Here is a 19,921-nt window from a genome sequence, read left to right as displayed (position 1 = left end):
ATTGAGCAAGTAAAAGTGCCCGATGGCATGACTCTTACGCCACGTTCGGACAAAGCAAAAAGGCGGCCAATAGGCCACCTGATTATATGTGGTGAGCAAAAACTATCAGGCACTTTGCGCCATAGCAATGGGTTGCAGTAATTGATCGCCAGAATAGAGCCGCGCGTTCAATCCACCAACGTAGTAGCGATTGCCTCGCACTGGCGCAGCCACGCCACCTTCAGGGAGTACCACGCTGATAGGTTCCTGATGCCAGCCTATCGGTTGCACGGTTAACTGCCAAAAGTGGCCGCGCGGGCTGACCTCCAGTACCTGAACCGGCAGCGGACAGCGAGCGCTGGCCTGAGTACTGATTTCCATTTCCCACGGACGCAGGAACAAATCGACGCGGCCCTGATGCATAGGAGCCAAATCCAGCGGCCAGTGATGAGCGCCAACATAAAGCTGCGAACCGCGGATCTCACCGCTTAATCGGTTAACCTCACCAAGGAATTCCAATACAAAACGCGTGGCCGGATCGCGCCACACGTCATCCGGCGTCCCCACCTGCTCAATATTGCCCTGGCTCATCACCACAATCCGATCCGCCACTTCCATCGCTTCTTCCTGATCGTGGGTCACGAAAACGCTGGTGAATTTCAGCTCTTCATGCAACTGACGCAGCCAGCGGCGTAATTCTTTACGTACCTGCGCGTCCAGCGCGCCAAAAGGTTCATCCAGCAACAGAATCTGCGGCTCTACCGCCAACGCACGAGCCAAAGCGACTCGCTGCTTTTGACCGCCAGAAAGCTGGGAAGGGAAACGATTCGCCAAATGGCCAAGTTGTACCATTTCTAGTAGCTGTTCGACTTTTTGCCTAATGACCGTCGCATTTGGACGCTCGCGGCGCGGTAATACCGTGAGGCCGAACGCAATATTGTCGAACACCGTCATATGGCGGAACAGCGCATAATGCTGGAACACAAAACCCACCCGACGATCCCGCGCGTGTAACCGGCTAACGTCAGTACCGTGGAAACTCAGCCGTCCAGCATTTTGGTTTTCCAGACCGGCAATAATTCGCAGCAACGTCGTTTTACCCGACCCCGAAGGCCCCAGCAGCGCCACCATCTGACCAGAAGGGATATCTAGCGTGATGTCGTTCAATACCTTGGTGCGACCAAAATATTTACTGATATTGTTAATTTCAATGCTCATGCTTTTCCTCCTGTTCGAGGCGAACAACCTGACGCGCTAAGCGCCATTGCAGACCGCTCTTCAGAAATAGGGTAACTATCGCCATCAGGGTGAGTAACGCCGCAGCGGTGAAAGCACCGGCAGTGTTGTAATCCTGATGCAGCAATTCAACTTGCAGCGGTAAGGTATAGGTTTCACCGCGAATTGAGCCGGATACCACGGAGACTGCGCCAAATTCACCAATGGCGCGGGCGTTGGTTAAGACCACACCGTACAGTAGTGCCCAGCGGATATTCGGCAAGGTAACGCGGCGGAACATTTGCCAACCGGATGCACCTAGCAATATTGCAGCCTCATCTTCCTGGCTGCCCTGACTCATCATCACCGGTACCAGTTCCCGCACCACAAACGGGCAGGTAACAAATACCGTCACCAGCACCATGCCCGGCCATGAAAACATCAGTTGGATATCATGGGCATCCAGCCAGCCGCCAGCCACACCATTGGAACCGTAAAACAGCAAATACATCAGACCCGCTACCACTGGCGAGACGGCAAAGGGAATATCAATCAGCGTCATCAATAATTGACGACCGGGGAACTGAAAACGCGTCACCAGCCAGGCCATCACGACGCCAAACACCAAATTCACCGGAACGGTAATCAGCGCGACTAACACCGTGAGCCAAATAGCGTGCAGCATGTCTGGATCGGCTAAATTCTGCCCTACCACCTCCATTCCTTTGGAGAATGCGGTGATAAAAATCCAAACGATTGGAATCACTAACAATAAAATGGAAAACACCGCGCCGATGGCAATTAACGTCCATTTTCTCCAGTTAAAAGGCGGACGAACGGCGCCACCGTTAAATTCTGAAATATCCGCCATCAGTGCCCCCCAATCCGCTGACCAAAGCGGCTCTGTAAGGTATTGATGCTAAACAGCAATACCAATGACACGGCCAGAATCACCGAGGCAATGGCGCTAGCCGCTGGATAATCAAACTCTTGCAGGCGAATAAAAATCATCAGCGAGGTCACTTCGGTTTTCCACGCGATATTACCGGCGATAAAAATCACGGCGCCAAACTCCCCCAAACTACGGGTAAACGATAGCGCAGTACCGGCCAGCAGCGCCGGAGCCAGCTCCGGCATGACCACCCGACGGAAACTCTGCCAACGAGTGGCACCCAGGGTTTCTGCCGCTTCTTCGTATTCCGGCCCTAACTCTTCCAACACCGGCTGCACGGTTCGCACCACAAAGGGCAAACTGGTAAAAGCCATGGCTACAGCAATTCCCAGCCAGGTAAAGGAAACTTTGATATCAAACTGTGCCAGCCAACCACCGTACCAACCGGTAGTGGAAAACAGCGTGGCCAACGTTAAACCGGCAACCGCCGTCGGCAAGGCAAAAGGTAAATCCATCAGACCGTCAAGAATACTGCGGCCGGGAAACTGATAGCGGGTCAAAATCCACGCCATCAGCATACCGAAAACTGCGTTGAACACGCTGGCAACGCCGGCGGCCAATAGCGTGACTTTGTAAGCAGCGACCACCTGCGGGTTGGAGATCACTTCCCAGTATTGCGCCAGACTCATTTGAGCCAGTTGCATCACCAGAGCGCTCAAAGGTAACAACAGGATCAGGCAGGTATAAAGCAGGCTGCTCCCGAGGCTAAGGGTGAATCCGGGCAGAACCCGCTTGCTGGACGCCGACAACATTACTGGTGCCCTTCCGCTAACAATTTATCCAATACGCCACCGGTGGAAAAATGGGTGCTCATCACCTGCGGCCAACTGCCGAACTGTTCTTCCACGCGGAATAATTTGGTTTCCGGGAATGTGGACTTCGCCGCAGCCATGGCCGCTTTGTCATAGACGCGATAGTTAAAGCTGGTAATAACCTGTTGCGCTTCAGGGCTGTACAAGTAGGTTAAATACGCTTTCGCAGCTTTTTCCGTGCCATTTTTCGCAACGTTTTTATCTACCCATGCCACGGGGAACTCCGCCAGGATATCCACCGGCGGAACGATGACTTCATATTTGTCACTGCCATATTCTTTCCGAATATTGTTCACTTCTGATTCGAAACTAATCAGTACATCGCCCAGCCCGCGCTCCACAAAAGTCGTTGTCGCACCTCGGCCACCGGTATCAAATACCACCACGTTTTTCAGAAAACGTTTCATCCAGTCGCGGGTTTTAACCTCGTCACCGCCGTCGGCCTGACTGGTTGCCCCCCAGGCGGCCAAATAGGTATAACGGCCATTGCCCGAGGTTTTCGGATTCGGAAACACCAGTTTGACGTCTTCACGCACCAAATCATTCCAGCTGTGAATTCCTTTCGGATTATCTTTTCGAACCAGAAACGCCATTGTGGAATAGAAAGGTGAACTGTTATTCGGCAGGCGCGCTTGCCAATCGGCTGGAATCAAATTGCCGCGATCGTGTAGGATTTGTACGTCTGTAACCTGATTGTAGGTTACTACGTCGGCTTTCAAACCTTGTAAAATGGCCAATGCCTGTTTGGATGAACCTGCGTGAGACTGTTTGATGGTCAGCTTATCGCCGGGATTCTGAGCTTCCCACTGTTTCTGGAAACCCGGATTCAGCGCAGAGAACAATTCGCGGGAAACATCATAAGAGCTGTTCAGTAACTCGGTGGCAGAAACCGTGGCGCTGCCCAATACCAAAGTGCTCAACAGAGCCGCTTTTGACCATCTGGTCAGCCTGCCATTCTTCATCAAGTTCTGTTTCATTCTGCACCTTAGTCACTGAGTTCGCCGGGCTGATAACGCCTTAATGATGATCAGTGTATTTATAACTAGGTACATAGCTGTAACGCTTTTATATACCGTTTAGTGATGTGCAAGTATGAAATGCTCTAAGGCAGCAAAACTGCCGTCTCCCCGCGACTGACAAAAATGAGAAAGTCCGGCTGATATCAGCCAGACTTTGTGAAAGCGCCGTGGTTAAACTACAGCGAGAGGGATTATTTCAACGTGACTGGCTGTGCCGTGGCATTGCCCTTAGCACCGCTGAAAGCTTTACCATCAATGGCGTCAACCATTCTCAATCCTTTCGGACGAATCCAGCGCTGAACGCGCGATGGCATATCAAAACCGATGAGCAGAATAACCACGAAAGTCAGGCTGAAGGATAGCGATCCTAGCGCGGTTCCCAGGCTCAAGTGTTGAGCAATAGACGCGCCTAAAATCGGTGCCAATGCGCCGCCGAGCGCCCCCACGTTATAAGTAAAGCCTAAACCGGCTGCGCGTTGTTCGGTATCGAAATAGCCGCCCAATAATTTCGGTAACAGTCCCGCAATACCCTGCCCCAACATTTGCTGTAAAAATAGCACCGCGCCAAGCAGCATAATATTCCCACCGCCCATGGCAAACAGCGGGATAATCAGCAATTGGGAAACGAGTAAACTGGCTACATAGGCTTTACGAGTCCCCAGCCAATCGCCCAGGAAACCGCCGACGCAGCAGCCAACCGCCGCACCAAAGCCACTAAAGAACAACACATTACCTACAGTATGTGGATCATAACCCAGCTCCAATTTCAGGTAAGTTGGCAGCAGCGCCTGAATCGGCCAGGAATAGAGGAAGGCGCAGAACACCACCACCATCAGCATCACGCCCGTCGGCCAGCGATCGCCACTGGTTTGCACCATAAAGTAGACAAATATTGCCGCGCATAAAATTCCCAGAACCACCACAACGGATGCAGAAACCATACCAGTGAAGCAGAAATATAGCGCTGCGGCGGCAAATACCGTCAGAATAATATTCAGATAACTGAGATTACTGCGGTACAAGATATCCACCATATTTAGCGATTTAGCCGGTTTCTGTTTAGCCGATTGATTCTGCGCCTTTTCCCAATCCTCGGCCTCTGGCAGGTTTTTTCGTAGCCACAAAGCGAAAATAATCGGCAACAAACCAATATAAAACAGCATCCGCCAGCCAAAAGCAGGAACGATATAGCTATAGGCCTGAGCGGCTAATACGGCACCAATGGAGAAACCGGAAATCAGGAAGCCGCTGGCTTTATTCCGCATGTGTTTCGGCCAGCTTTCCATGACATAAGTCGAGCTGGAACCATATTCTCCGGCCATACCAATACCGATAATCAGTCGAGCAATAAATAAGGTGGTATAACCCGGTGCCAGGCCACATGCCAGCGTACCAAAGGAAAAGAGAACGATGCTGGTAATCATGGCTAATTTACGACCATAACGATCGCCCATAGCACCCAGCACTAATCCGCCAAACCAGCGGGAAATAAATGCCGCAGAGATTAAACTGGTGGCCTGAATAAGGGATAAACCAAACTCTTGCTTTATATCGGTCAGCACCAGCGTGATCAGTACGAAGTCAAAGCCATCCAGGGCATAACCGATCCATGCGGCAATAAATGCCTTCCATTGAGCAGGCGTCAGCTGTTTATACCAACGCTGCTGTATTGAAGTATTCATATTAAGGCGTTCTCCCCCGTCAATGATAAACCTCTGACGGAAATCTATTGTCCCGGCCACGCGTTTAACAATCAGCATCTCATTGTTTTAACGCATATTTAAAGCAGCTAATTGCGCTGATAGCTACGCTTATGTTTTTTGTAGTTAAACCCCGAAACAAATAATAAAAAGGAGTAAAACTCCATTTGAGTGTATAAGATCACCCTCTCTTTTCAATCACAATGTGTAGAAAACGTGACAAAGATGGCGAAATGTTTGTATTACTGGGAGGAACCAAATAAGCCACCGTAGATATAACGTAGAGATGGCTTATTTACGGGAGAATAGCGTTTTGCAAAGGAGATTATATTCTTCTTGCCGTTTATCCGTTCTGGCTAACAGCGAGAGTGGTTTTACGTTTCGTACTTTCCGCCTGCACAGGATCGGCTTTCACCAATAAGGCGTAAATCAGATCCAACACAAATAGCTGGGCAATTTTGGTGCCGATAGAGTCACCTTGTAATTGCCCCTGACGGTTACCGTTGATTAATACATGATCGGCCAGTTCAGTAATGCGCGACCCCATATTGTGAGTTAAGGCAACGGTAGTCGCTCCGGCCTGCTTTGCCAGCCGCAATGCCTCTACGGTCTCTGTAGAAGTACCTGAATGGCTAATACCAATAGCAACATCACCGGCTTTCATTAATGAAGCCTGCATATACATAAAATGATTATTGGTTGCGGCATCGACTCGCAGGCCAATGCGCATTAATTTTGCCTTGGCATCTTCTGCAGTAATCCCGGAAGACCCCACGCCAAAAATACAAATTCTATCTGCCGGACGCAGCAAACTAACCACTTGTTCAACACATTCCAGCGACAGCAAATTCAGGGTTTCTGATAACACATTATTAATCGCCACCTGCAATTTACTACCAATAGTCAAGGTATCATCGCTATCCTGAACATCGGCGTCTAACAGGCTATTTTCATTATTTGACGCATTGCTGGTAGCAATTTCGATGGCCAAATCCATTTTGAAATCATGGAATCCCTTATAACCCAGCGTACGGCAGAAACGAATAATGGTGGCTTCGCCGGTTTGAGTTAACGACGATAATTCAGCAATAGAAACCTGAGTCACTTTAGCCGGTTCAGTCAGAATATAAGCCGCAATACGCTGAGCAGAACGGGTCAGGCTATTTTGCATCGCCCCCAAGGCATCAAGAATTTTTCCAGGCTGGAAACGTGGAGTACCCGTTTTCATCGCGAACACCTCAGGGTGAGTTTAAATTTGGTGAGCATGATTACATAGTTGGCGGACTTCGTGAAGACAAATGAGGCCGGAGAACGGCGTTAGAAGCAATAAAAAACCCCGGGGGGCCGGGGAAGATGTCAAAGATAACCAAGGTTATTATTATAGATAAATCAAGATAGTAGAGTATCCTCAAGCAGACGGCGATGCACCTTCACCACCAGTTTTTTAATCGTGCCAGAACCGATAATTTGACAGCCCGGCTTATGAGGCTCACCCGGTAGGAATACTGCAAACATACCGGGGAGCATACGTAATTGGCTTTTATCCGGTATTTCGGCAATAAGCTGATAATCGTCCTCAGCCTGATAAGGTTCCAGATGTTCTGATGGCGTTTGGGTTGAATATTCAATCCCTTCCACACCGCGAATGAGCAGCTGTACATCGGCATAGACAAGATGCATTTCTGCTTTTTTACTTTCCGCTGGCTGAGTGTCAAATTCCATCACATTCATAAAAATATCCTCGCCGTTAATATCATGACGACCGCAGGACAATTCGTTAACCGGTATTTCCGACAAATACGCCAGTATCATTTGAATACTTTCCGGATAGCCACCGAAAAATTCGGACTGATTTAAGTTACCGTGAATCATTTTTATGCCTTATATCCCAACGGATAACCTTAATTATTCGTCATTAGGTTGCGTTATTAATTACAGCGTGGCTCTGGCCCACAGCGCTGCGCCCGATAAACCGCTATCTTGGCGGTAATGAGCCGCCTGCAAAGGCGCTCGATAGATGGCCGGTAACATTTTCTGTGCCAGCCTCACTCTATCGAGATAGCCTTCGGCTAACCCCACGCTGCCACCGATCACCACCATTTCCAGATCCAAAGCCATGGCCATATCCGCCACCATTTGGGCAATGGCTGCCGCTGAATCGTCAATAATCTGTTCTGCCTGCCGTAGGCCATTCTTTGCCATGCGGAATACCTCAACGGCATTGACCGGCTCAGCCCAGGCCGCAGTGGCTGCGCCAATAGCCGTACCGGAAGCGACGCTTTCTACGCAGCCACGTCGGCCACAGCCACACATCGGCCCGTGAGGATCGGCCAACGTGTGACCAATATGACCCGCCAATCCTTGATTACCGGTGTATAACTTATTATTCAGGACAATACCGCCGCCCACGCCGGTTGAAACCGTCACGAACATCATATTATTCACGGCAATGGACAAAGCCTGATATTCCGCCCATGCCGCGGCCTGACCATCGTTTAGCAGTACGCAAGGCAAGTTCGCGATGCCTTCAATACAAGCTTGCAGTGGAAAATTGGCTAAGCCACCGAGGTTGGCAGGATTCAGCGCCGTGAGATAACCATGATTAATAATCCCGGTTGAGGCCACACCAACAAAATCAACCTGTTGTCGATGAGGTTCAATCAGTTGTTCCAGCGCTCTTTGCAACTGTTCTGCGTCTCCTCGCGGAGTGGCAATTTGCTGCCGTTGACTCAGTTCACCTTTATGATTCACCCGCGCGGCGGCGATTTTAGTGCCACCAATATCCAGTACCAAGCCCTGCTTCATACCGCTGCCTCTCTGTGCCTCAGCCTCTACGTCAATTGAACAAACTCCGAGCAATGGAATAAAGTGGAGTTTTACTTCAGATGAACCTATCTCAACTCACTCTATTAGGCAAACAGAAAACGCGGCCAAAGGAAAAGGGACTGGCACCCTTTCCTACGGCTTCACATTTTGCTCGTTCAGTCGTTGCGCCCGCCGAATAAAAGATCTAACATAATGGAGTAAAACTTCATTTAAAATAAAATATCGGAGTTAAAGACCGTGAGCAATCCAATCCACCTCCGCCATCAGCTCCAGAACGGATTAATCGTTTCATGCCAACCGGTTCCTAACGGTGCCATGGATCGCCCCGAAATTATTGCCGCCATGGCGAAAGCCGCGCTGGACGGCGGTGCCGTAGGTCTACGTATTGAAGGTGCCGCCAACGTCAAAGCGGTGCGTGAAGTGACCGCTGCGCCAATTATTGGCATTGTTAAGCGGGATCTGCCGGGCTGCGCAGTCAGAATAACTCCATGGCTGGAAGATGTGGATGCATTAGTTGCTGCCGGAGCCGATATTATCGCTTTTGATGTCACCCTCCGGGAGCGCCCCGTTTCGGTGGAAATGCTGTTTGAACGAATTAAAGCTTCTGGTCGTTTATCCATGGCGGACGCTTCTGACTATACCGATGGTATCAGCGCTCACCGCTTGGGCGTCGATTTTATCGGCACGACGTTATCCGGCTATACCTCGGAAAATACGCCGTCTGAGCCAGATTTAGCTCTGGTAAACCAACTGGCTCAGGCCGGTTGCCGCGTGATAGCCGAAGGTCGCTATAACTCGCCGCCGCTCGCCGCCGCCGCGATTAAAGCGGGAGCCTATGCCGTGACCGTCGGATCCGCCATCACCCGCATTGAACATATCTGCGGCTGGTTCACCGATGCCATCAGGCAACGTTAGTCTTCCTGACGTGCTTAATTTTAACGGTGGAGTTATCCTCCATAAAGAAACTCCACCCTGCTATCTCTTCGAGTTTAAGGATATGTATGAAAAAGTTAACCGGCCTTATCGCTGCACCACACACTCCATTTGATGAGCACGGTGAAGTCAATTACCCGGTCATTGACCAGATTGCAGAGCATCTGATTAATGATGGCGTAAAAGGTGTTTACGTTTGCGGTACCACGGGAGAAGGTATTCATTGCTCCGTTGAAGAACGTAAAAAAATTGCCGAGCGCTGGGTTGCTGCCGCACAGGGACAATTAAGCATTACGCTGCACACTGGCGCTCTCAGTATTAAAGATGCCGTAGATTTGTCTCGTCATGCGGAAGAACTGGATATTTTTGCTACCTCAGCCATTGGCCCCTGTTTCTTCAAGCCAGGTAATCTGGATGATTTAATTGCCTATTGTCAGGCAATTGCAGCGGCGGCTCCGTCGAAAGGCTTTTACTATTATCACTCCGGTATGTCTGGCGTGAATTTGGATATGGAACAGTTCTTAATTAAAGCTGAGTCTAAAATTCCTAACTTGTCTGGCATTAAATTCAATAATGCCGATTTGTATGAATTCCAACGCTGCCTACGGGTTAGCGGCGGCAAATTTGATATTCCGTTTGGCGTGGATGAACATCTACCTGGCGGATTAGCTGTCGGCGCTATTGGTGCCGTTGGCAGCACTTATAATTACGCGGCGCCACTGTTCCATAAAATCATTGCGGACTTCAACGCTGGTAACCATGCCGCGGTACAAAGAAGTATGGATCAGGTCATTGCGCTAATTCGCGTACTAGTAGAATTTGGTGGCGTCGCCGCAGGTAAAGCTGCGATGCAATTACACGGTATTGATGCTGGTAATCCGCGGTTGCCGTTACGTGCTCTAACTAAAGAACAAAAACAAACTGTGCTGAACAGAATGCGTGATGCAGTGGCGCTGTAATCTTCCCAAGGAATAATGTAGACCGCGATCATTGAGCGATAAAAAAAGCCGGTGCTAAATAGCAATCCGGCTTTTTTGTACGTTTTTTTGCGGAAAATACTCTAGCTATAGTGACAGCAGTTTAGTTAGCGACGGCGCGAAATAATAGCTGCCGGTAACGGCCTTACTGAAACGCAGCAACTGGTCGTGCTTGCCATCCAGATCGCCGAACATGCTTAGCAATTGCTGTTCGATATTGTGTAAACGCGCGCAATAAGCGATGAAATACAGGCCATGTTTCCCACTGGCCGTACCATAAGGCAGGCTCTGACGCAGAATTTTCAACCCTTTACCGTTTTCTTTTAAATCAACCCGGCTAACGTGCGAGGTATCAGGACGCTGATCCGGCGGCAGTTCCTGGCTATCCGGCTTGGTGCGACCAATAATTTGCTCTTGTTTTTCCTGCGATTGGCGCTGCCAGGTGCTCAGGTTGTGCTCATAGCGCTGTACTAAAACGTAACTACCGCCAGCGTCTTCTTCACCTTCGGCAATAACCGCGACTTCAGGCCGGTTATCACCCTGCGGGTTTTCAGTACCATCAATAAAGCCGGTCAGGTCACGTTCATCCACCCAACGGAAACCCTGGGTTTCTTCTTCAATAGCAATAGTTTTACCGAATGCGGCCAGCGCAGCCTGAGCCAGAGAGAAGTTCACATCATGACGCAGAGACTGAATGTGGATCAGCATGTCACGCTGGGTCGCCGGAGCCAAACCTCGTCCCAACGGCACAAAAGGCTTTAGTTCAGCAGCGCCCTGCCCACCAGAGAGGTCATGCCATACGTCAGAACCGAAGGCAATAACCGCGCCTAAATGCGCATCAGGATATTGTTGTTGTAACTCCACCAACGATTGGCAAAATGTTTTACAACCGCTACGGATGTCATCCAGTTCACCCTGAATTTTTGCTTCCATAAAAATAGCAAAACGGCAATGTTCCAGCAAAATACCGCTCTGAACCTGAGACATGATTTCTTCCTCAATAAAAACTGGGCGTTGGGGTTCTTCCCCCGACTTTATTTGTTCGACATCATACGCGACGCCTTAATTATTACATTGCGTCAGCGCAAAATAAAACAGGAATAGCCCCAATGCTAGCAGGTTGCTGCCACCGTGATTTCTCCCCATAAATAATAAAGGCTCCGACAGAGGAGCCTTTACGACGTTAAAAATATTCCTGCTACGGCTAAGATTAATGTGCCTGAGCACGCCAAATTATTTTACTCACTTTCCAGCTTTTCAATGCGTCGTCTGATGGCATTAGTCCTTCCGGACCATGCCAAATGCCGGTAAACAGGTAACTAACATGTTGACTTTCTGGAGCCACGCACTCTACGCCTTCAGCATCATCACCGGTACCTTTCTGGCAGGCACCATAAGCCTGCTTAAAGATATCGCTAAACGGTGTATCCAGTTTTACGCCCCACTGGCTGGAAATATTTTTGTCCATAACGTCAATTCGTTCGACGGTGCCTTTAGACTGGCCTGAAACAATCAGTTTAACCTGATCGTCCTTCATCGCCTGATAAAAAGAAATTAATCTATCACCATTGCCAGCCATGCCGCTGCGTAAACGGTAATCGCCGTTCAGACCTTCGTTAATCGCATCCTGATTCATCGCCGTGGCAGCAGTAATCCCCCCCACGCCTTGCTCGGTCACCCGCAGGCTACTACCAAACCAATTCGTGGGAGACAGGCTCGACCAGGAAAAGTTTGAGAGCGCAGAACACCCTGTCAGCAATATTGGCAACCCAATCAATAGCGGGCGTAAATTCATGGTATAGCTCCTTAAAATTAACTGACAAAAACGGTGACACCGATAATCACTTGCTTTCGGCCCATAGACAAAGCCCGTTTCAGTAGAATAGCGCTCAATGATTCACTGGTTGGAGTTCAGTTTGCTAAAAAAGTGCCGTAGTCGCAGTACCTCGGTATGACAATCGCGCCAAAGAAGCTCATAATATCGTAATCTCGCCATACTAATCGGCCACTTATCTTCACAGATACTCATCATTTGACAGCCATCGGATTATTGCCAACCTATATTCCTAAACTATAATGACCACTCAGGTCGTGATATTTAAGCATTTTTTGCGGTCTGGTCATTATCGGCTACTCAAAGGACGAGATTTCCCCGTCTATCGGACATAATCATTTATTGATTGAAGGAGCGATAACGTGAAGAAGTTCATCACAGCAGCAACATTCCTGGCTTTATGTAGCACTCCGGCACTAGCGCAAACCACCACTACTCCAACTACCGGTGGCTTTGATGGCCCGTCAACAACCCAAACTCAGCCCGCAACTCAAGGCGGCTTCCAAGGCCCAAGCGCGGAAAGCACAACCGTAGATAAAGTAAAATCTATGCGTGACGACACTCGCGTCACTTTACAAGGTTATATCGAGGAGCGTTTGAGCCACGATAACTACACTTTCCGCGACAATACCGGCACGATCACCGTAGATATTGACGCCAAGCGTTGGAAAGGCCAGACCATCACGCCAAAAGATAAAGTACAAATCGAAGGTAAGGTGGATAAAGACTGGAACTCAGTAGAAGTTGATGTGAGAAATATTACCAAATTGCAATAATGAACGCCCTATCCCTCAGATCAATTCAGCGGGATAGGGTATTTTTAATCTTCCGATTGGCCCACCGTTAATATTCCTGATCGACGATCAGTCGTTTGCCAAGGCTAATACTGTCCTGAATCTCATAATCCAACTTTTCATACATACCCAGCACCGCATCATTATCGTCGCGGACCATGATGTTTATTTTTGGGCAGCCACGGGCGATTAATTTCTTTTCCAGGCGGCTGATCAGCGCATTGGCAATGCCGCGACCACGGAAGTCCGGATGAACGCCAAGATAATATGCGGAACCTCGATGGCCGTCATAACCGCCCATCACCGAGCCCACGACCGCGCCATTCACTTCCGCCACCAAGAATAAATCCGGATCGTGGTTGAGTTTGCGCTCAATATCCATCTCTGGGTCGTTCCATGGCCGTAATAAATCACAGCACTCCCACAGAGTGATTACCTCTTCAAAATCATCTTGTCGAAATACGCGAATTTCCATCAGTGTTCGCCGCTGTTAATTAAAGTTGATGTTCTGATTATCGCGGGATTATCTACACACGCAATAATAAATTGATATGGATACACATAATTAAGAGAATTGGCTCAGACTGGCGCATGTATTATCCGAGGTTGATACCGTGAATAATAGCGGATTCAAGCGGAATTCTCGTAGTAGGCAACGATAATCGGTTTCCTTAGCAGTCATAAACCGAACCCACACTGACGGTACAACTATAGGCCGGAATCAGGGTATACTTAGCGGCCTAAAACACTCCCAAGCCAGTGAATATAATTCCGATGAATACACCAGACATAAACATTATCAGAACCTTTCTCTTATCACTACAGGATGACATTTGCGCCAAACTCGCGCAGGCAGACGGTCAAGCCAGTTTTACCGAACAACAGTGGGAACGAGAGGAAGGTGGCGGCGGACGCAGCCGGGTAATGGTTAATGGTGCAGTATTCGAACAGGCCGGCGTGAATTTCTCGCATGTGTCTGGTGCTACCTTACCCGCCTCCGCTACCGCGCACCGCCCAGAGTTGGCGGGCCGTAGCTTTCAGGCGCTCGGCGTTTCGCTGGTTATTCATCCCCTCAATCCTTACATCCCCACCAGCCATGCCAACGTTCGCTTCTTTATTGCCGAAAAACCCGGTGAACAGCCAGTTTGGTGGTTCGGCGGCGGTTTCGATTTAACCCCCTACTACGGCTTTGAAGAAGACGCGGTGCATTGGCATCAAACGGCTAAAGCGCTATGCCAGCCATTTGGGGAAGATCTGTACGGCAAGTATAAAAAATGGTGCGACGATTATTTCTATATCAAACATAGGAACGAAGCTCGTGGCATCGGTGGGCTGTTCTTTGATGACTTGAACACTCCAGATTTTTCGATCTGTTTTGCCTTTACTCAGGCAGTTGGCAAAGGTTTTACCGATGCTTACCTGCCCATTGTCGAACGTCGTAAAACCCTGGCTTGGGGCGAGCGTGAGCGTCAATTCCAACTTTATCGTCGTGGTCGTTACGTCGAATTCAATCTGGTGTGGGATCGTGGCACGTTGTTTGGCCTACAAACCGGTGGACGCACCGAGTCTATTTTAATGTCGCTGCCGCCTTTGGTGCGCTGGGAATATAATTATCAGCCAGAGCCTGATAGCCCGGAAGCCATGCTTTACCGCGATTTTCTGCCGGTCAGAGAATGGGTAAATGAAACAAACGGAGAAACCTGTTGATGCAAATTTGGGTCGATGCGGATGCCTGTCCGAACGTGATTAAAGAAGTACTCTTCCGCGCGGCAGATCGCGTTGGTATGATGGTGACTCTGGTCGCAAATCAGCCGTTGAAAACACCACCGTCAAAGTTTATCCGTACTCTTCAGGTTGCATCGGGATTTGACGTAGCTGATAACGAAATCGTACAACGAGTTGAAACCGGTGATTTAGTGATTACCGCCGATATTCCGTTAGCCGCTGAGGTCATTGAAAAAGGTGGAATAGCCTTAAATCCACGCGGTGAGCGTTATACGCCGGATACTATTCGTGAACGGCTAAATATGCGCGATTTTATGGATACCATGCGCGCCAGCGGTATTCAAACCGGCGGGCCTAACACTTTACATCAGCGGGATCGCCAGCAGTTTGCCAATGAGCTGGATAAATGGCTACAGCAGGCAAAGAAAAAAAACGGCTAAGCATTTGAATAATAGCCCTGCGATCGGCGTCAATCGCAGGGCTAATTTTGTTAGAAGCGAATCTCACCGCCAAACAAATAAGTTCTTCCTCTGGCCGTATTATTGGGGTTCTCTTCCCGTTGTTGCATCGGCATAGCGTTCAGTTTATTTAGCGAATCCGAATAGCTTTTGTTCATCAAATTCTGCACCGAAACTTTCAGCATCACATTTTTAGTCATTTGATAATTACCGTAAATATCCACGATGGTTGGAATATTCGACATTTCTTCTTTCATCAATCTTCCGTCATGTTCATCGTAATCCAATGCGGGGCTCATCCGACGGGTCTTGCCGGTATACTTCACAATAGTGCCAACCGTTAATTTTTCATCCAGGAAGCGCAATCCGGTATCCAACGTCAGGAATTTATCCGGCATTTCAGAGCTGTCACCTGCGCCGAAAACACCGCTGGCGATAGAAGTCGGTTGGTCGGTATTTTCTTTGCTGAAGGACAGACGGCTAAATAAGAATCCGGCGTCATAATTAGCTTCTAGCTCAAAACCGTGAGTTCTGACCGGTGCTAGTGAGTTGGTGTAGATGTAAATATTAAAGTTACCATCAGTTGTACTCCAATCCTCGCTAGTCATTTGATCCAACGTGCAGACCCGCCCCGTCCCACACAGCATATAAGATTGGCTGGAAATATAGTTTTTAATCTTGCTGCGATAGTAAACCGCTTTAAAACGCAGCGAGTCATCTTTAAATATCAGCCCTTGGCTGGCGGAGTTAAAACCTAACTGATAAGTTTCTGCCTCTTCACCTTTTAGGAATGGGTTCATCGAAGCCCCGCCCTCATTGGAATAAAACACTTCCTGCACGTTTGGCGCGCGCATCGATTGGTTATAGCTGATAAAAGGCTGGAACCAATTCACAATATCCGCCGACAGCAGCAAACTAGGATTAAAGCCATGTTCATTTAAATTAATATTGGCACTACCCTGCGGGAAACAGCGGATGCGATCGTCACAGGCGGGTTTGAAACCTTTAAGCTTGGCTGCAGTATAATTGAGATCAAAATTAGCCTGATAAATACCGCGATTTATTTGCAGCCCGGTATACAAACTAGAGATATCCTGTCTGCCGCCCGGCGCGAACACGTTGTTTTCCAATATTTCTCCTGCGGTTTTATTATCCGGTTCCGTAGTTTCAATATGCTTGTAATACTCAGTATTCATCAACTTACCGCCGATTTTGACGGAAAAGTCCGTATCAGCGTAGCTGAATCTGCTGACGTTATTAATATCAATCGCATCTGAGCTGTTTTTAGCACTTGAGTTGGTAAATTTGTTCAATGCGTCGGAATCATATTTTTGATTCCCGCGGCTAACGCTAGCCAATACGCTCAAATCAATCAGCTCGGAGAACGGTGTATAGTTGTATTTAATATAAAAGTCATCGCTGTTAATGTGGCGGCGGCTGATTTTATTGTTATAGGCTCGACCAGATAGCTCGATGTCATTAAACTCATTCGGCTTGATATTCAGCTTAATTAACTGAGACTGTGGATTTTGTTTAAAGGTTTCGTCACTACCAAATTCCTGGCTCATCACCCCATCGCCATTTTTATAACTAGCGTCAATACTGCTGCCGCTCACTGCCAGCATCGCGCCAATACTCCCGGTATCGGTAAAAGCATCCGTTTTACCCGCAACAGCAATCATTCCACTACGGCCAATACCGTTATTGCCCAACGAAAATTTGCTTCTAATGCCAAAGGGATTACCAGAAAAAATAACGTCATCCACGCCGATAGTTCGGAAATTGGCGCTACCCGCAAGCGCATTCACCCCATCAGCGCCGATGGCATTGCCTCGGGCCACATCAATGCCCACGATAAAGTTAGGATCGATTAGCGCACCAAATTGGGTCGTCGGGGATTGTCCATGGTTATAGGGGTTAGGTGCACTGCCATAAAAGCTCTGCGTTACGCCATCCACCATCGTGTTCACCCGACCAAAGCCGGTCATACCACGAATATTCACACTGACGGTTCCCTGACCGGGATCCATTTGCGTTGAGGTTCCGGGCATGCTTCTAATTACCGAATCGATTGATTGCAGGTCTTTGCTTTCTCCTCGAGAACTGAATGCGCCTGGTTTTTCCAACGCACTGTTTTCAGGCGATGTTTTTGCTCCTGACACCGTTAACGGGCTGAATACCATTTTTTCCTTGGTATTGGCTAATTCGGTTTCTGCCTGAGTTATAGCTGGCAATCCGATAAAAACCAAACCGGTTCCCATTATTTTCACCACTAGATTAACTGTCATAAGTCCCTCAATAAATTAATTTAAAATTCCGTATTAAAAACTTAATCGTGTTATGAAATTCAGATAGCCGTGAAGCATTCATACCCAATTTGAATATGAACACTCTGACTTCCATTATTATTATTTTCTTATTTGTTTATTCCACATTTTTTATGTGGAATGATTTTAATTTCTCGTCCATGGCTAAAATAAAGGTGTATTCCTGCGCACTATTCTTCAATCTACTGAGACGGCCAGATTTACCGCCGTGCCCGGCACTCATATCCGTGGTTAATAAAACAATATTATTCCCCCGATTAAACTCTCGTAATTTAGCCACCCATTTGGCTGGCTCCCAATATTGCACCTGCGAATCATGCAATCCGCTGGTCACTAATAAATTAGGATAATTTTTAGAAGAGATATTGTCATAAGGGCTATAGGCTCGCATGACCTTATAATCAGCTAACTTTTCAGGATTCCCCCATTCACCGTATTCATTGGTGGTTAATGGGATCGAGGTATCAGACATAGTCGTCACAACATCAACAAAAGGCACCTGCGCCACTACCGCGTTAAATAAGGTGGGTTCCTGATTAATGACCGCCCCAATCAGCAGCCCTCCGGCGCTACCGCCCATGGCATAGAGTCGCTCCGGCTGGCCAAAGCCTTGCTGTAGCAAACCTTTAGTAACATCGATGAAGTCATTGAAACTGTTTTCTTTTTGCGCCAGTTTACCTTGTTTATACCACCGCTGCCCCAGCTCACCGCCGCCGCGCACATGAATCAAAGTAAAGATAAAGCCGCGATCTAATAAACTCAGCCGGTTCGCGCTAAACGAAGGGTCCATACTCATGCCGTAAGCCCCATAGGCGTAAGCTAGCAATGGATTATGGCCTTTTTTAAATAATGATTTACGGTAAACCAGCGAAGCCGGAACCAGCACCCCATCGCGAGCCGTAACCCAGATACGCTGGCTTTGGTATTCATCGCGATTAAAGTTTTTTACTTCCTGTTGTTTTAGCAGAATTTTCTCTCCGCTAATCATATCCCATTGATAAGTCGAGGTCGGCGTGGTCATTGAGGAATAGCGATACCGCAGAACGTGGCTATCTGGCTCCGGGTTATAGGCCAGCCACGCCATATAAGTCGGGTCTTCAACGGTCAATTGCTGCTGTTGCTGACTCTGCCAATTGATTTTACGAATATGGGTTAAGCCCTGCTCCCGTTCAGCGACCACTAGCCAATCGCGGAATAACACAAAATTCTCTACGTCTTTAGAATCCTCCGGTGCAATCAGCGTTGTCCAAGAGGCTTCCCCAGATGCGGTCTGATACAAACCAAAGTTAGGATGCTGATGATTAGAGCGAATATAGAATTGGTCGTTAAAATGATCGATGTAGTATTCACGTCCCGTTTTGCGGGCAGAGAAAATCGTCGGTGCCTGCTGTGGTTGATTAGCATCCAGCAACCGGGTTTCCGAGGTCGCGGTACTACTGATATTTATCAAAATATACCGGCGAGAGGTGCTGGGCGATAAACTGAGGTAATAGCTATCGTCATTCTCTTGGTAAACCAAGACATCATTTTCTGCTGGTGTACCGTATTGATGCCGAAACACCTGATACGGCAATAAAGTTTGCGGATGATTACGTACGTAAAACAGAGTGTTATTATCGTTGGCCCACACCATATTGCCCGAAGTGTCATGAATAACCTCATCAGACCATTGGGTATCGGCAATCTGTTTTAAATGGATACTGTACTGTCGACGAGATAGCGTATCTTCCGCCACAGCCATGCGCTGATTATCACGGCTGACGCTCAGGCCACCCAGCTTATAGTAATCATGCCCCTGCGCACGCTGATTGGCATCTAGCAACACTTCCCATTCTGCATCAGGCACTTCCCGCTGCCGTTGGTACTGCGCGTACTCTTTGCCTGGCTGATAGCTTTCTTGGTAAGAATATCCATTAAGATTATAAGGTACCGATTGATCCTGCTGATTTACTCGCTCCAACATTTCCTGATATAGCGTATCTTGCAAGGCAGTCGTCGATTTAAGTATAGATTCAGCGTAGCTATTTTCAGCCTTCAGATAATCAATAACCTTTTTATCTTTGCGGTCGTCATCTCGCAACCAATAGTAATTATCGACGCGAGTTTCTGAATGTAGGGTTAATTGATACGGATGTTTTTCCGCAAGAGGAGGCGTTGGCTCAGTCATCTCAGCCGCACCTGCAAATAAGGAAAAACTGAATAAACCGAGATAAATAATCGAAGGTATTAGGCAATTACCCGCATTAATCTTAGGTGATATAAAATATCTCATAGTCCCTCTGATATAATTAAATACAGTCCATTTTATTTACTACAAATTCTGTAGCTAACCGGGCTATCAAAAAATAAATGATTTCACCTAGGGTTATT

18 protein-coding genes are annotated in these 19,921 nt (G+C 48.2%); 5 read left to right on the top strand and 13 right to left on the bottom strand.

Features of this window, described 5'->3' with window-relative positions; genetic code table 11:
* Nucleotides 1-105: 105 nt before the first annotated feature.
* From cysA to AD970_RS03285, 8 genes are all read right to left on the bottom strand, one after another.
* Nucleotides 106-1,197 carry a sulfate/thiosulfate ABC transporter ATP-binding protein CysA gene (gene cysA, locus AD970_RS03320; RefSeq protein ID WP_049596922.1) on the bottom strand — a complete coding sequence of 364 codons (1,092 nt, stop codon included), beginning with the start codon at nucleotides 1,195-1,197 and terminating at the stop codon, nucleotides 106-108.
* On the bottom strand, nucleotides 1,187-2,065 hold the full coding sequence (cysW, locus tag AD970_RS03315) for a sulfate/thiosulfate ABC transporter permease CysW (protein ID WP_049596921.1): 879 nt from the start codon (nucleotides 2,063-2,065) through the stop codon (nucleotides 1,187-1,189). Before cysW ends, cysA begins: the two co-directional genes overlap by 11 nt.
* On the bottom strand, nucleotides 2,065-2,898 hold the full coding sequence (cysT, locus tag AD970_RS03310; protein ID WP_049596920.1) for a sulfate/thiosulfate ABC transporter permease CysT: 834 nt from the start codon (nucleotides 2,896-2,898) through the stop codon (nucleotides 2,065-2,067). Before cysT ends, cysW begins: the two co-directional genes overlap by 1 nt.
* Nucleotides 2,898-3,935 (bottom strand): sulfate ABC transporter substrate-binding protein, encoded by a 1,038-nt coding sequence (locus tag AD970_RS03305; protein ID WP_049596919.1) that lies wholly within the window; start codon nucleotides 3,933-3,935, stop codon nucleotides 2,898-2,900. Before AD970_RS03305 ends, cysT begins: the two co-directional genes overlap by 1 nt.
* Nucleotides 3,936-4,168: 233 nt before the next feature.
* On the bottom strand, nucleotides 4,169-5,659 hold the full coding sequence (locus AD970_RS03300; protein ID WP_049597172.1) for an MFS transporter: 1,491 nt from the start codon (nucleotides 5,657-5,659) through the stop codon (nucleotides 4,169-4,171).
* Nucleotides 5,660-6,020: 361 nt separating this feature from the next.
* A complete protein-coding gene (locus AD970_RS03295; RefSeq protein ID WP_049596918.1) occupies nucleotides 6,021-6,905 on the bottom strand; it encodes a MurR/RpiR family transcriptional regulator in 885 nt (294 codons plus the stop codon).
* 161 nt (nucleotides 6,906-7,066) lie between these two features.
* On the bottom strand, nucleotides 7,067-7,549 hold the full coding sequence (nanQ, locus tag AD970_RS03290) for an N-acetylneuraminate anomerase (RefSeq protein ID WP_049596917.1): 483 nt from the start codon (nucleotides 7,547-7,549) through the stop codon (nucleotides 7,067-7,069).
* Between the two features lie 60 nt (nucleotides 7,550-7,609).
* Nucleotides 7,610-8,482 carry an N-acetylmannosamine kinase gene (locus AD970_RS03285; protein WP_049596916.1) on the bottom strand — a complete coding sequence of 291 codons (873 nt, stop codon included), beginning with the start codon at nucleotides 8,480-8,482 and terminating at the stop codon, nucleotides 7,610-7,612.
* 258 nt (nucleotides 8,483-8,740) lie between these two features.
* Here AD970_RS03285 and AD970_RS03280 point away from each other — a divergent pair, with 258 nt between their 5' ends.
* Both AD970_RS03280 and AD970_RS03275 read left to right on the top strand, forming a co-directional pair.
* Entirely contained in the window at nucleotides 8,741-9,418 is a 678-nt protein-coding gene (locus AD970_RS03280; protein ID WP_072080589.1) for an N-acetylmannosamine-6-phosphate 2-epimerase, read from the top strand.
* An 86-nt stretch (nucleotides 9,419-9,504) separates the two neighbouring features.
* Entirely contained in the window at nucleotides 9,505-10,395 is an 891-nt protein-coding gene (locus AD970_RS03275) for a dihydrodipicolinate synthase family protein (protein WP_049596914.1), read from the top strand.
* Nucleotides 10,396-10,500: 105 nt separating this feature from the next.
* Here the strand turns inward: AD970_RS03275 and AD970_RS03270 are convergent, their stop codons facing one another.
* Both AD970_RS03270 and AD970_RS03265 read right to left on the bottom strand, forming a co-directional pair.
* A complete protein-coding gene (locus AD970_RS03270) occupies nucleotides 10,501-11,400 on the bottom strand; it encodes a Dyp-type peroxidase (RefSeq protein WP_049596913.1) in 900 nt (299 codons plus the stop codon).
* 223 nt (nucleotides 11,401-11,623) lie between these two features.
* Complete coding sequence (locus tag AD970_RS03265; RefSeq protein ID WP_049596912.1) at nucleotides 11,624-12,208, bottom strand: RpoE-regulated lipoprotein; 585 nt, start codon at nucleotides 12,206-12,208, stop codon at nucleotides 11,624-11,626.
* Nucleotides 12,209-12,609: 401 nt separating this feature from the next.
* Between AD970_RS03265 and AD970_RS03260 the strand changes: the two genes are divergently transcribed.
* On the top strand, nucleotides 12,610-13,023 hold the full coding sequence (locus AD970_RS03260; protein ID WP_049596911.1) for a YgiW/YdeI family stress tolerance OB fold protein: 414 nt from the start codon (nucleotides 12,610-12,612) through the stop codon (nucleotides 13,021-13,023).
* A 67-nt stretch (nucleotides 13,024-13,090) separates the two neighbouring features.
* On the opposite strand, the gene AD970_RS03255 is transcribed toward AD970_RS03260, so the two are convergent.
* Entirely contained in the window at nucleotides 13,091-13,516 is a 426-nt protein-coding gene (locus tag AD970_RS03255) for a GNAT family acetyltransferase (RefSeq protein WP_049596910.1), read from the bottom strand.
* 299 nt (nucleotides 13,517-13,815) lie between these two features.
* Between AD970_RS03255 and hemF the strand changes: the two genes are divergently transcribed.
* Both hemF and AD970_RS03245 read left to right on the top strand, forming a co-directional pair.
* The gene (gene hemF, locus AD970_RS03250) at nucleotides 13,816-14,748 is read left to right on the top strand and encodes an oxygen-dependent coproporphyrinogen oxidase (protein ID WP_049596909.1); all 933 of its coding nucleotides are present in this window, start codon (nucleotides 13,816-13,818) and stop codon (nucleotides 14,746-14,748) included.
* Nucleotides 14,748-15,206 (top strand): YaiI/YqxD family protein, encoded by a 459-nt coding sequence (locus AD970_RS03245; RefSeq protein ID WP_049596908.1) that lies wholly within the window; start codon nucleotides 14,748-14,750, stop codon nucleotides 15,204-15,206. Before hemF ends, AD970_RS03245 begins: the two co-directional genes overlap by 1 nt.
* Nucleotides 15,207-15,256: 50 nt before the next feature.
* Here the strand turns inward: AD970_RS03245 and AD970_RS03240 are convergent, their stop codons facing one another.
* Together AD970_RS03240 and AD970_RS03235 are read right to left on the bottom strand one after the other, a co-directional pair.
* Nucleotides 15,257-17,512, bottom strand: coding sequence for a TonB-dependent receptor domain-containing protein (locus AD970_RS03240; RefSeq protein ID WP_049596907.1), 2,256 nt, complete (start codon nucleotides 17,510-17,512; stop codon nucleotides 15,257-15,259).
* A 136-nt stretch (nucleotides 17,513-17,648) separates the two neighbouring features.
* Entirely contained in the window at nucleotides 17,649-19,718 is a 2,070-nt protein-coding gene (locus AD970_RS03235) for a S9 family peptidase (RefSeq protein WP_049596906.1), read from the bottom strand.
* Nucleotides 19,719-19,921 lie beyond the last annotated feature (203 nt).

Origin of the sequence: Yersinia nurmii (genome assembly GCF_001112925.1) — a bacterium.
GTDB lineage: Bacteria > Pseudomonadota > Gammaproteobacteria > Enterobacterales > Enterobacteriaceae > Yersinia > Yersinia nurmii.
The sequence above is the reverse complement of the archived record's forward strand: the minus strand, read 5'-3'. Positions and strand labels throughout refer to the sequence as shown.